At 31.6% G+C, this 13663-nt stretch carries 7 protein-coding genes; 1 reads left to right on the plus strand and 6 read right to left on the minus strand.

Translation table 11 applies throughout. The annotated features are described in order from the left end of the window. Positions 1–416 precede the first annotated feature (416 nt). Both QM536_07190 and QM536_07195 read right to left on the minus strand, forming a co-directional pair. Positions 417–4343, minus strand: coding sequence for a T9SS type A sorting domain-containing protein (locus QM536_07190; GenBank protein ID MDI9356787.1), 3927 nt, complete (start codon positions 4341–4343; stop codon positions 417–419). Between the two features lie 511 nt (positions 4344–4854). Next, positions 4855–7704 (minus strand): PD-(D/E)XK nuclease family protein, encoded by a 2850-nt coding sequence (locus QM536_07195; GenBank protein ID MDI9356788.1) that lies wholly within the window; start codon positions 7702–7704, stop codon positions 4855–4857. 493 nt (positions 7705–8197) lie between these two features. On the opposite strand from QM536_07195, the gene QM536_07200 reads away from it, so the two are divergent. Beyond that, positions 8198–9754 (plus strand): PglZ domain-containing protein, encoded by a 1557-nt coding sequence (locus tag QM536_07200; GenBank protein MDI9356789.1) that lies wholly within the window; start codon positions 8198–8200, stop codon positions 9752–9754. 4 nt (positions 9755–9758) lie between these two features. Here the strand turns inward: QM536_07200 and QM536_07205 are convergent, their stop codons facing one another. The 4 genes from QM536_07205 to QM536_07220 form a co-directional block, all read right to left on the minus strand. Beyond that, the gene (locus QM536_07205) at positions 9759–11399 is read right to left on the minus strand and encodes a hypothetical protein (GenBank protein ID MDI9356790.1); all 1641 of its coding nucleotides are present in this window, start codon (positions 11397–11399) and stop codon (positions 9759–9761) included. Positions 11400–11423: 24 nt separating this feature from the next. After that, positions 11424–12422, minus strand: a complete 999-nt coding sequence (locus tag QM536_07210; GenBank protein MDI9356791.1) for a transglutaminase domain-containing protein — start codon at positions 12420–12422, stop codon at positions 11424–11426. A gap of 600 nt (positions 12423–13022) precedes the next feature. After that, the gene (locus QM536_07215; GenBank protein MDI9356792.1) at positions 13023–13208 is read right to left on the minus strand and encodes a hypothetical protein; all 186 of its coding nucleotides are present in this window, start codon (positions 13206–13208) and stop codon (positions 13023–13025) included. A 56-nt stretch (positions 13209–13264) separates the two neighbouring features. After that, entirely contained in the window at positions 13265–13639 is a 375-nt protein-coding gene (locus QM536_07220; protein MDI9356793.1) for an IS1 family transposase, read from the minus strand. Between the last annotated feature and the right edge of the window lie 24 nt (positions 13640–13663).

Below are 13663 nucleotides of genomic sequence, written 5' to 3' on the forward strand. Positions count from 1 at the left end.
TTTAAATTTGGTATTAAATAAAATTAATAATTAATTAAAAAAAATATGTTTACACATTTCTCAAAAACCAGTATCTGTATTCAACTTTTTTCTTTCAAAAATAAAAATAGCATGCATACATTTGCTGAAGAATATAGATTATAGATATTATTAGACTAATAATATACTTCTTTTAAAATATGTAGACAGTATTAATTTTTTATTTGTGTTTTTTTATAACTAAATGCTTATAATTCTTAATAAATACGTAATTATTTAATGTCTGCAAGAAAACTCTTCATTTTTAAATTTTAGTCATTTTTTTGATTGTTTTTTTGTAATATACTAATACGTATTTTTGAATAGTTAGGGTTTAAAAATAAAAAGAGAGAGGGGTACTCCCTCTCTCTTTTATTATTTAAATAAATACTAAAAAACTATTCTACTTGTACTTTTTCTTTTTGTAAAAGTCCGCCAGAACTATCAAAAACAAGTAGCACATAATATCCTGGTTTTAGTGCAGGAATTTGTATACTATTAGAATCTGTAAAATGCCCGTTAAGAGTTTCTTGTCCGTTAATACCAATAAATTGGTAGTATTTTTTACCCTCTACTGTTTTATCGACTTCTATATGAAAAAGATTCTTTATAGGATTTGGATATACCTTTATCAGAGAATGTTTTTTTTCTATAGGCGTAAGAGAATTAATATTAGTAGTACCACTCGGTTGTATAACAACATTTTGATTCACAGGTTCTGCTGCATTAAAATTTGCGTTTCCTACCTGATATGCTGTAATACTTGCTGTACCGATTCCTCTTATAGTAAGAGTATTGCCATTTATAGCCACAAAAGTATTAGCACTACTAAAGCTCACAGGTAATGCAGATGTAGAAGTAGCAGATAATGTAACTTTGATTTCTGTTCCTGCGTATGATTGTGTAGGTATCGTTGTAAAGGTAATGATTTGATTCATTTTGTTGGATGTATTTCCTATATCAAAGCTGTCTTCTATTGCCCATTGTCCACCTGCAAAAGAAGCATCTATTGCCTGAACACTCCAATAATATCTTTTTCCTTTTTTCAAAGAAAGATTATAAGATGTTCCTTGGATAGTTCCACGATTAACAACATAACGTATACCTGATTTTGCTGCGCTCATATTGGAATGTGAAGATCTGACACTGTTTTTATTATTTTTTTCTCCTACGTAGATATTATATGATAATCCATCTGTTTGCTCTGCATCTGAAGTAGCCGTCCATGAGAATCTTACAGGAACGGTACCACTTGCAGGCACATTTGCTTCATCTATATTAGCTACATCGTTCAAAGTTATAACACTTGGTCTCGTATTAAAAATATTTCCATTATTACGGTACATTTTGGCAGTAGGACCTACTTGAGGGTTCCAACCTGCTAAAAATATATCTAAATCATTGTCATTATCTATATCACCAAAATTTGCACTTGCCCTTGCTCCTACTCCTGAAAAGGTAGTAGAATCTGAATTTGCACGAGAAAATCCGTTTCCTTGATTATTAAAGAATAGCTTGGCATTTCCTGTTCCTGACAATCCAGCACCTGTAGACCCTGATAAAAACAAGTCAGGATATCCGTCGTTATTAAAGTCTCCAAAAATACTTACAGAAGCATTGACCCCTAATCCTTTAAAACTATTTGTATCTGCGGTAAAGCGTCGTCCTCCGTTATTTGTGTAGAGAATTGTACTACGACGGGCATAAGTCCCCTTAGCATTAGCAATTTCTCCTGACACAATCAGATCTAAATATCCATCATTATTATAGTCACCGAAATCAGCTGATGCTAAAAATACAGGAGTGAAAGAAAAACCATTGCCTGTTTGTTCCACAAAAGCAGTGCCTCCATTGTTTGTATACAGTTTACTAATCGGTCTATGTTTACTATCAGTACTATCTGACATTCCGGAAGCATCTACTGTATCACCTGTTACAAAGAAATCTAGGTCACCGTCGTTATCGTAATCTCCTGTGGTAGTAGATCCATTCGTGAGGTAATAAATCCCTTTAAACGGAATATCTAATGCTTCAAATCCTGTTTTATTATTCTGATAAATTCTGCATACAGCTCCATTGTTTCCATTGTTTCCGGATAAGAATAGGTCTAAATCTCCATCATTGTCCCAATCAGCAAAATTGTTACTAGAAGATCCTGTTCCTTCAAATACATCTCTAAAAATAGGTGTAAAGAGAGTAGTATCCCCTCTGCTATCATTTCTATATACTTGTGAAATTCTGCTTCTTCCATTTACGTGGATGCTGAGTGTTAGTTCATTATTTCCTGTTATGAAAATATCTAAATCTCCATCATTATCTATATCCATCATATTAGAGGATCCGTTTTCTACTCCTACAAAGTTGGTACCTATTACTTCTGAATATTGCCCATCTCCTTCGTTTTTATAGAGTTTTGAAGATCTTTTATTTTCTCCATATCCTCCGGTTACTAATATATCTAAATCGCCATCTTTATCATAATCTCCAAAAGTACTTGCTGCTGCTACAACTCCTGTGAATACATCTAGTGAAGTTTCTGCTATTGGTTGTACTATAAAATTTTGCACATTAGATACAAAGGTTGCATTCCTTGTTGTTACTCTTATTCTGTAATAGAAAGAGTTATTAGTATTAGAAAACGTAACTCTTTTAGAAGTAAGTCCTGTTACTACGGTAGTATTTGGTACTGTAAAATCAGAATTAGTAGAAGTTTCTACCATAATAGAAGTAGCGTTTGGTTCTTCTGCCCAGGTAGCTGTATAGGAAATCATATCTCCTGTTTTTCTTATGTCTTTAGCTGGATACACGTATGCTTTGTTTATCGTAAAAGATATTCTATCAGACCATTCGGATCCTGCGTAGTTTACATCTATTGTTTGTACTCTTGCGGAATACACACCTGATGATACTCCATTTACATACGCAAAATTAGTTTGAATATCGCCTTTTGCTGCTATTTTTCTCAATCCAGAAGTACTATCTGCCAGTACTATGTCTAATGAGTAGGTAATATTATTATTTTCTTGCATATCTGTAGATGCGGTCCATCTGAGTTTCAAAGAATCTGCAATAAAAGTTAATCCTGTTGGTTTTGTAGGTACTGTATTGGTTGAAGTTCCTGTGTTTATGTATAATTTAGTAATTTTATTTCCATCACTTATTATTCCTGATATTAATACGTCTACTTTTCCGTCTTTATTTACATCGGCAATACTTATATTGGATTCTTTTACCGATGCTAAACTTGATGGTACCGTTGTAAATTCTGTTCCGTTGTATTCATAGAGACCTGTTATAATCGTTCCTTCGGAATGTCCGGCTCCGGCTAGGAGCAGTTCTATATTTCCGTCATTATCAATATCTGTAAAAACAGCACTTGGAGAGGAATCTACATGTGGTAATGGAAAATCTTTTTTTGTAATTCCGTTATAAAACCGATTTTTATTGTAGTTATAACCATCTAAAAATCTATCTATACTTCCGTTTTTATCATAGTCAGCAAAAGCAAGGGCAGCATCTGGGGCACCTAATGAATCTTGTGCTAAAGAATAACTGTTTCCATTACTATTGGTATAAAGATAAGATCTGTATCCATTGTCATTTTGACCGGAATAAAATAAGTCTAAATATCCGTCTTTATTTATATCTATAAAAGATGCTTGTGCGTTTCCTACACCTTTCAAGGAGGAAAATCCTTTTCTTGTATCTAAGAAAAAACCTTTTTCTTCATCATTTCTGTATAAAAGAGATGTATAATTTCCGAGCTGGTTTGTTCCTGCAACAAAAATATCTATGTCTCCATCGTTATCATAATCCCCTACAGCGCTGGTTCCCCCTGCTTGTACGCCTCTAAATGTACCTGGAAATACTTCGGTAAACTGCCCTTGTCCATTGCCTTCGTAAAGTTTTGCAATAGCTGTATTAGTACGCAATGTATTCACATTCCAACTAGCGTCATTCCTACCTACTACAAAAAGGTCAAGGTTACCATCGCCGTTGTAATCTAAAAAATTACTAGATCCATCTATTACCCCTACTATAGAAGTAGCTATAACGGAGAAACTTGTTCCTGCATTATTTTTATAGAGTTTTGCTGTTGCTATTCTTGTCCTGGTTGTATCATTAACAGATCTTGTAACAGTGTCTTCTCCTGAAATAAAGAGATCTAAATCCCCATCATTATCTATATCACCCCAACTACTAGTAGCATTTGATACTTGTATAAAAGTACTACTTGTTAGTTCTGTCAGCTGTGCTTCGGCAGAAAAGGATATAGATGCTATAATACACAGCATTTTCACTAATTCAAAAAATTTACTTTTCATTTTTAAATTCGGTATTTAAATAAAATTAATAATTAATTAAAAAAATATGTTTACACTGTTTCTCAAAAACCAGTATCTATATTCAACTTTTTTCTTTCAAAAATAAAAATAGCATGCATGCATGCATTTGCTGAAGAATATAGATTATAGATATTATTAAACTATAACATACTTCTTTTTAAAGATATGTAGATAATATTAGTTTTTTATTTGTGTTTTTTTATAAATAAATGCTTATAATTTTTAATAAATAGGTAATTATTTAATGTCTGCAAGAAAACTCTTCATTTTTAAATTTTAGTCATTTTTTTGATTGTTTTTTTGTAATATACTAATACGTATTTTTGAATAGTTGGGATTTAAAAATAAAGAGAGAGTACCCGAAAAGTTCTTTTTACACAAATATTTAATTTTAAACCTATTGATAATCAAAGAGTTACAAAACTCAATATTTTTATTTTTGCAAAGGTGATTTTTCGGAGTGGACTCATTATTTATAATTCAAGATGCATCATCTTCTACATATATTTTTATAAATACAATTCTTGCAAATAGCAAGGTCATCGGTTTGATTAAATGGGACCGTTTCATCTAATATCTCTTGAATAAGCAAAGAAAGATTTTGAAAATACTCTTCCATATAAGGTCGTATATCTTTTATCTCTGTTTTACTACCTCCCATAAAAAAAGTGGGGGAAAATGTATGTGAGAATAATTCTTTTATGTTAAAAATTCCTATCTGTATGGGTGAATTCTCCGAAGGATACTTTTCTAAAAAAAATAAGCCGTAGAGGAATGTCTGCATTGCGGCTTTATTTCTTTTTTTATTATCTCTCTCAAACAGAGATGAAATACTCTCAAAGTCTTGTTTATCTTTGCCCGTTTTGTAATCTAATATCCGTATAGTATTTTCTTTTTTATCCACTCTATCTATCTTCCCGGATACCATCACTTTCTCTTCTTTTCCGGAAAACAGAACGGGGATGGTTATTCCTAAGTCCTGCATCTCCAAAGCAATAATCTCAAATGGAGCTGTGCTTTCATCATACTTAAGAATTTGATGAATGGTCTGTGAAATAACCTTTTCTGCTATAAGATTATTGCCAACAGAGAAGTATTTATAACTATCTACAAATTTATAATGCTCTTGAAATGCTTTTATAATAGAATCACGCACACTTTCTCGAAGAATGCCAAAGTCTTCTTTCTCTATTCTCCTTTTATTTTTTTTTTCCATAAAATCTTTATACAAACATTCTATTGCAAGGTGTAATATATTGCCAAAAAAAGCGGGAGTAAGTTCTTCTTCTACTTTTTTCGGTTCAGGAATTTTTGCTATATGCTGAAAATAAAACTTTAGTCGACATTCTAAATACACATTCAGAGAGGAAGGGGAAAATTGCAGAGGCGGTTTTTCTTCTTTTTGTTTCACACAAAAGAGAGAAAGCTGCTTTTGAACAGGTGCTGTCTTTTCTATTATGATGGGATTTATGGGCATTGCTTTGAGAGAATGGGTAAGTATCTTTTGATGGATGGTATGAGAGGATTCGTAGTACAGTTGCATTAAAAACCGGCTCTTTTCTCCATTAATATTGTGTTCGGAGATGTTATTATAGAGAAAAAAGACATTTTCTGATCTTTGAATAACACGATAAAAAAGATAGGCATAAAGAGCATCGTAATGCTGAAAAGTAGGTATTCCAAATGCTCTTCTTATATTATAAGGAATGAAAGAATCAGATGGGTAAGAAGGCGGAATATTTCCTTCATTGGCACCTATAAATATAACATTTTTGAAATCCAAATTCCGTGTTTCTAATAGATTCATTATTTGCAAGCCCTCCAAAGGATCTCCCGTAAATGGTATTGTTTGATATTCTACAGTTTTCTTAAACAAACTTTTCAAAAGTTCTGTATTCGCTCTATCGGTGGCGTTCAACAGGTATAATATGTTTTCCAACCCTTCTATCACCTTGTATATCTGATATACAAACACTTTCTCAAACCCTTCATCATGCGTTTTTTCATAGAGAATCTGCAATGTTTTTTTTATGATGAGCATTATATCGATATCTTCGCAAAAAATAGAACGGAGCAGCTCCCCTTTGTTTTCAAATTCTTCTTTATAAATATATATTTTATTCTCTTTTTCAATAGAATCCACCATTGTTTGAGCATCTGTCTCCAGTAGTAACAAAGAGGGGTGTTTGAGAATAGGAAGTACAAATTTATAGTAATAAAATGGTTTTTCTGCTTCGTTTATTTTCAAATCAAAAAGGGCAAGAATCAGGGAATAAAAAGTAGATTCTTTCAGAGGGTAACCAAGCGTGATATTCACACCTTCTATGAGATTTTCGGGGATTGTATGCAGGAGGGGAAATAAAAAATATTCACTACATACAATGATAACGGTATCATTGGGATGCAAAGGAGGAAGGCAGAGTTCTTTGAGCATTTGATGGAGCAATTTTATCTGTCCCATTTCTAAAGAAACACCTATTTCCTCAATATATTTGTGTTTGGTGAAATTTGTTGGAAAAGTATCAGGAAGTGTCTTTGAAAGAACAGCATCTTTTTGGTATTTTCTAAAGAAAAAACCTGCTTCATAGTTCTCATTCTCTACATAAAAAGAGTCCGCATCCCAAAAAAAGCGAGCATTATGCTCCGTAATAAAATATTTACAAATGTACTCCTCCGCTTTGCTCAAGGCATGAAACCCCACAAACCAATATGTTTCTGTATCAACAGAAAATTCTTTTTTTTTTATTAGATCCACTATTTCTCTATAAATCATTCCCTTATAACCAACGCTCTTTGCCCGAAGTTCCGTTTTAAATTCTCTATACAAGGGAAACAGAATGTTCCAAATATCCAAAAATTCCTTTTGAGAATCACGGGGAGCAGGTAAAAAGTTCTTCCAAAAGGACTGAATAATTGCTTGCTCTCGCTCTTCTAAGAAAAAATACTTCTCATCTAATTCTTTTTGACTGCGTACTCCTTCAAAAATCTTGTCTGCATCCACTAAAAATAAGTCAATATCCTCAAAATCCCGAAGTATTATCTCCCCCCAAAAGAAAAATTTCTCTAAATTCTCCGCTTTTGGATACAATTGCTTATAAATTCTGTATAAATCCGACACTAAAAACAGAGTATCGGGGATTGTCAAATGATAAATATACTCTATAAACTCCTCCAAGCTATATATCTGCGGACAAAGAATAGGATAATCTACCTCTTCCATCAATGCTCTCTTGAAAAAAAGTCCTGCTCTTTTATTAGGAAAAATAAGCACCCCTCTATCTACACCATCTTTCATTTCTCGCACATATTTTTTTACTATTTCTCTGATAAATGATTCCATTCTATTAAGCTGTGAGGTGACTATTTAGCAAGTATTATTAGATTCTGAACTTCTTTGCAAACTGGCAATACATGCTTTTATATCTAAGTATATTATCGAGTATTCTGTATTTTTGAGTATTTTACACAAAAAAACTAAATTATTTATTAATTTGTTTATAATAATTTTTTGGTTCTACCGTTTTTTAAGTGGGTTTTGTAAAATTACATTTTAAATAAAAGATACGGAGGGGAAATTTAAAAACTTACGTAATCTAAAATCCAATGAAAAAGTAGAACGGGTAGATAAAACTCTATAAAACGAGATTTATATTTATCTAAAATTTTATTTATTGATGTATAATAAATATCTTATTGAAATCTTTGGGTATTTACACGATTATACCATTCTTTTCTTTTATGGTGGTTTAAATTTTTACTCACTCAAATGTTTGTAGAATCAAAAAAAATAAAGAACAATTTAAAAACTCATTAATAGTTAACAAAAAATAAAGATGGAAAAGTATAGGTTTTTATGGGCAGACGATGAGATAGATTCTCTCAAACCTCATATATTATTTTTAGAAAAAAAAGGATATACTATTGTTACGGTCAATAATGGATATGATGCTATCAAACTATGTGAGAAGGAGTTGTTTGATATTGTTTTTTTAGATGAGCAAATGATAGGTATAACGGGTTTAGAGGTATTAGGGGAGATAAAGAAAAGAAATCCGAATCTTTCTGTTGTGATGATTACCAAATCGGAAGAAGAACATATAATGGAAACAGCAATAGGGTCTCAGATATCAGATTATCTTATAAAACCTGTTCATCCGAATCAGATACTTTCTACTGTAAAAAAAATAATAGACCAGAAACGGTTGGTCACAGAAGTAATCAATATGAATTATCAGAAAGATTTTCAGTCCATTAATTTTTCCATGAGTGATACTTTAACTCATAAAGAATGGATAGAAATTTATAAAAAACTTGTCTATTGGGACTTGGAAATTCAAAAGACAGAGGATAAAAGTATGTATGAGATATTAGAATCTCAAAAAACACAGGCGAATGCTCTTTTTGCTAAATTCATAAAAAAACAATATCCCACATGGCTGAAGCAAACCAATGCAGAGAGACCATTAATGATACACGAGTTGTTTAAAAAAAAGGTGTTCCCTCTCTTAAAAACAGCAGATTCTGTATTTGTCATTGTGATAGATAATCTCAGATACGACCAATGGGAGATGATAGAACCTATTTTATCTCAATACTTTACCATACAAGAGAAAGAGCTTTTTTTTAGCATACTTCCGACTACTACTGCATACGCTCGTAATTCTTTGTTTTCCGGATTACTTCCATCGGATATGGGAAAAGAATATCCCGGATTATGGGTGAGTGAAAGCGATGATGACGAAGGTAAAAACAATCATGAATCTGAGTTTTTAAAACACAATCTCCAAAGAAATAAAATAGACATAAGATATTCTTATAATAAAATTATAAAAACGAATCAAGGCATAAGTTTTTCAGAAAATATACATAACATAGCATCCGCAAAACTCAATGTTATTATTTATAATTTTGTAGATATGCTTTCTCATGCTAAAACAGACAATGCTATGATCCAAGAATTAGCCCATGACGAAGCGGCTTACCGTTCTATTGTTTCTTCGTGGGTAGAGCATTCGCATATACTAGAAACACTCAAAGCTATAGCCGAAAAAAAAGCAAAAGTGATTATTACTACCGACCACGGAACAGTAATGGTAAAAAAACCGATTAAAATAATTGGATATAAGGAAACGAACACAAACCTGAGATATAAACAGGGGAAAAATCTTTCTTACGTGGATAGCAAAGTAGTTGCCATTCCGAATCCTGAAAGCATTTGTTTACCCAAAACAAATCTTTCTACTTCTTTTGTCTTCGCTACAGAAGACTATTTTTTTGCATACCCCAATAATTATAATCAGTATGTGAATCTCTATAAAAATACATTTCAGCATGGAGGTATTTCTTTAGAGGAAATGATCATTCCATTGATACTGATGGAACCAAAATAATTGATTAAAAGCAGTAAACAGCTCCTATTTTCAAAGTAAACTGTCTTACAGGATAATTGGTAAGGACTTGGTAATCTTTATTGAGTATATTATTACAGGTGAGGAATGCAGATATTTTTTTAGAAAAAAGATATTGGACGTTCATAGCTACGTCTGCAAAAGGATTCAATAATTTTATCTCTTTCTCTTTTTTTAGGGCACTATACCCAAAAATTCCTCCCATAAAATAAGCCGATAAAGTAACATCTATCTTGTTATAGAAAAGATACGATACTTCTAATTCTGCTTTATATTCGGGTAAGTGAAAGGGTTTTGCCACCAGAGAAGTATTATAGATAAAATACTCGCCCTTGAAAGATGCCTTTATTCCACTTGTATGGAGAAAATCCATTTTTATAAAAAAATTATGAGAAGTAAATCCTTTTGTCTCATACAAGATGCTATACTGAGTAGAATCCTTAAAGGAGGGAACAAAAAATCCGTAAGTGCTATAGCTAGAGAATGAATATCCAACAGTGTAAGAGAAAACATTATAATGTCCTTGTATTTCTAGTTCCCATGCAAATATTTTATTATTATTATTCCATATAAGGGAAGGGGTTCGGGAGAGATAGGGATTTATATCTGTTAAGTTTTTCCATGTCGTGAGATTATTTTCTCCGTATATGCGCGTATAAATATCTGCAAGAGAGTGGAGTTTGTATTTTCCGGTTATGAGAGGGTAGACAGATATCTGTTTGTTTATAGTATCACTTTGAATAGCTATATTTATCCCTGCGGATATAAAAAATTTTTTTTTTGTATAAAATACTTGTGGGGATATGTTATACCAATACCTTTGTGTGATTTGAAATTGAGAGTATTGCATCCAGTTGGCTGATAGAGAGAATTTAGAGGTAAAGGAATTGTTGATTTTTTTTGAGAGATCTAATGCTACATTGATGTTATTTTCTGTATTTTTTTCTCTGCTAGTTTGATTTTGAAGAGAGATTTTTGCGTTATAATTCAAGAAAGAAGAAGAATCGCTATCATTACTTAGAAGAACATTACTGGAGGTTTTGTGGTAATTTTGGAAAATACTATCTGATTGAATGAGGGCATCAGGATTATATCCATAGTAATGAAAATATTGATGTTGGTATCCTATGTTTCCTGTGATGGAATATTTTTTTTGTATTATTTTTCCTTCTATATGTATTTTTGTATTTCCTTCAGAGCTATTTTTTCCGTCAATAGGTCCAGTTCCAAAAGAGATGTGTTGGATATTTGCTCCATAAGAATATTGTTTATTACGTTTATTATAAAAATAAGCATCAAGGAGGGGCGAATAGTAATTTCCGAAACCTATTTTTAATATATTCCCGTAGTATTTTTCTAGAGGGGTAGTTTGGAGTTTGAGGGCTTTTAGTTCAAATTCCATAGGTCTTACAAATGGTTGTATAGTAGTAAGATGAAAAGGTATCTGAATTTCTGATGGGGTAGAATTATTAGAAGGTATTTTTTCAAAATTACGGGTGGAGGCAGGGAGTTGTATGTTTTTATTTTTTTCAATGATGATGGTAGCATCTTTTATTTCACCCGTATCTTGTGCCTTACTACCAAAAAAGGTGAGTATACATAAAAAAGCATACATGTGTTTTTTCATAGAGAAACGTTTTATTGTGTTGATTTATTGAACGATATATTCTATTATAGCGTCGTAATTGGTATCTTGTTGTTGTTTTTTTGCATATATTTTAAGATTTCCTCTTTGGGGGTTTAATGAGAGAGAGAAAGTAGTTCCGTTTTTTTGGAAAGGAGTCCATTTTTTATTTGTGACTGCTTGTATATCATAGGAATCGTTTGATTGTATGACGAAGTTATATGTTTTTTCTTTACTCAGTTTTTTTATATATGGTGCGGATAGAATTTTAATGTGTTCGGGAAAATCCCATACAAAAACATATTCTTTTTTTTCATTTTTATGAATATATTCATTAAAAATTGTCGTTGCATCAAATCCTATTTTAAAAAAAGAACTTTTTACATGAGGCATGTTTTCATACTGTTTAAGAGTAATAGAGGGGTTGTGTAGTTGCCATTTATCATCTTCGGGGAGATGCTCAAATAAAAATTCTATGGGAGGTGTGTCAAAATAATAGTCATTAAAGTGAAACACAAACTGTGCATTGTTATTTATGAACCCTGCTCCCCATGTCACATCAAAGAGTTTCCAAGTTCCATCTATTTTTGCTGCGTTCCATGCGTGGTTAGAACGGGAAAATCTTTCTCTCGGCGAGTAGCCGTATCCTTTTGCATAGCCCGATATTTTTTCTGATTCTATACCTGCTTTTTGTAAGAGTGTTTGAAATAAAGTAGCGTAACCTTCGCAAACAGATTTTCTACTTCTCATAACTCCGTTTGCAGAAGGGTCTCCATAGCTTCCACTGAAATATCCTTTTGTATCGTATTTGATATGAAATGCTATCCAGCTAAAAATAACTCTTACTTTTTCTATATCCTTATCTGCAGGTTGTATGAGATACTCTGTTAACCCATCTAAAGTTCTTTCTTTTTCTTTGGGAGTATTTTTGGCGTATTCATCTAAATGCTTATATGATTTCTGAGAAAAAGAGGTATAGGATACACTCAAGAAAATACAAAACACACATACAAAAAAATATTTCATTTTTAATCTTATTGTATTACAAAAGTTTTTTTTCATTATTTTATTTTTTTTAGATTTATTGTATAGGTTGTGGTAGGTTTTATAAAAATAGTTTATATTCTTTTAGAAACTATTTTCTTTTTTTATTTGTATAAAAAAGTTTTTCGGAGTGGACTCGAATATTTATAAATGCTCTATTTCTGTGATGTAATGAAAAATACCTTGTTCTAATCGTGTTGAAAATATTCTTCTATTTTTGAATATACTATAGAAGGGTTCTAAAAATTCAAATCCTAAAAACTGTATCCCTTCAAAACCAATAGTAGAGACGTTGCATGCAACGTCTTTTTTTTGAAGAAATCAATTTTTAGAACCCCCCCTAAATTAAAAAATATTTCTTTTATATCATTATATAATAAAAAACACTATCATTTTTTTCATTTTTATCCTTATATTATTAACTCATTTTATTAAAAAATTATATTCAAAAAGTTTATTTAAACATTTGGGGTACTTCGAAAAATCACTTTTTATACACTCGTAATTTTGTAACTATTTGATTATCAATAGTTTTCAAATTCCATATTTGTGTAAAGGGGAGTTTCCATGCTGAATTCAACACTACAATTTATTTTCTGTTTTAATGGTAAGCACAAAATCTATAGTTACGTCAAAATCTTCAGCGATTTCTTCTATAGTGAGCTTTCCTCTTTTGGGAGCTTTTATGATACCTTCTATTTTTCCTTCGGCTCTTGCTCGGTTTTCATCCGCTTGCTTTTTTATTCTTGTCTCTTCTTTTATTTCCATAAAATGCATTTCTTCCGAAGAAAGATTTTCGGTGGTGATTCAAAAAGTATGATAGATTAAATAAAGCCCCAATTAATATAAAAAATTGCTAAACAAAAGGCTTTCATGTGATTAAACATTTTTTTTGAAAAACAACAAGTTTTTCTAACAGATCGTCTCATTCCATGTCTGAATCTACAATTATTTCCTTCTATACCTACGGTGTATTTTTTGCTAATAGCATGATTATCATTACAAAATGCTTTTTTAAATGCATCCCAATCATCTGAATACCTCGTGCCGAAACTAATTCCTAGTTCGGCAATTCTGCATCTCAATTTTTTTGCAATTTTTCCGTCTCGTTTACCCCATACACACGCAACAATTTCGTCACTTTCTCTATGGTAGCAGTAAATAAGCCATTGTTTTTTCATCAGGAACTTTATCTCCACTTGATAAACCTAAAAATGTTCTAA

The sequence above is a fragment of the Chitinophagaceae bacterium genome, assembly GCA_030053935.1.
Taxonomy (GTDB): domain Bacteria; phylum Bacteroidota; class Bacteroidia; order Cytophagales; family JASGCU01; genus JASGCU01.

What these genes read in the sequence shown, in the direction of transcription:
- QM536_07190 (MDI9356787.1), bottom strand. Translation starts at nt 4,343, where the DNA reads ATGAAAAGTAAATTTTTTGAATTAGTGAAAATGCTGTGTATTATAGCA.
- QM536_07195 (MDI9356788.1), bottom strand. Translation starts at nt 7,704, where the DNA reads ATGGAATCATTTATCAGAGAAATAGTAAAAAAATATGTGCGAGAAATG.
- QM536_07200 (MDI9356789.1), top strand. Translation starts at nt 8,198, where the DNA reads ATGGAAAAGTATAGGTTTTTATGGGCAGACGATGAGATAGATTCTCTC.
- QM536_07205 (MDI9356790.1), bottom strand. Translation starts at nt 11,399, where the DNA reads ATGAAAAAACACATGTATGCTTTTTTATGTATACTCACCTTTTTTGGT.
- QM536_07210 (MDI9356791.1), bottom strand. Translation starts at nt 12,422, where the DNA reads ATGAAATATTTTTTTGTATGTGTGTTTTGTATTTTCTTGAGTGTATCC.
- QM536_07215 (MDI9356792.1), bottom strand. Translation starts at nt 13,208, where the DNA reads ATGGAAATAAAAGAAGAGACAAGAATAAAAAAGCAAGCGGATGAAAAC.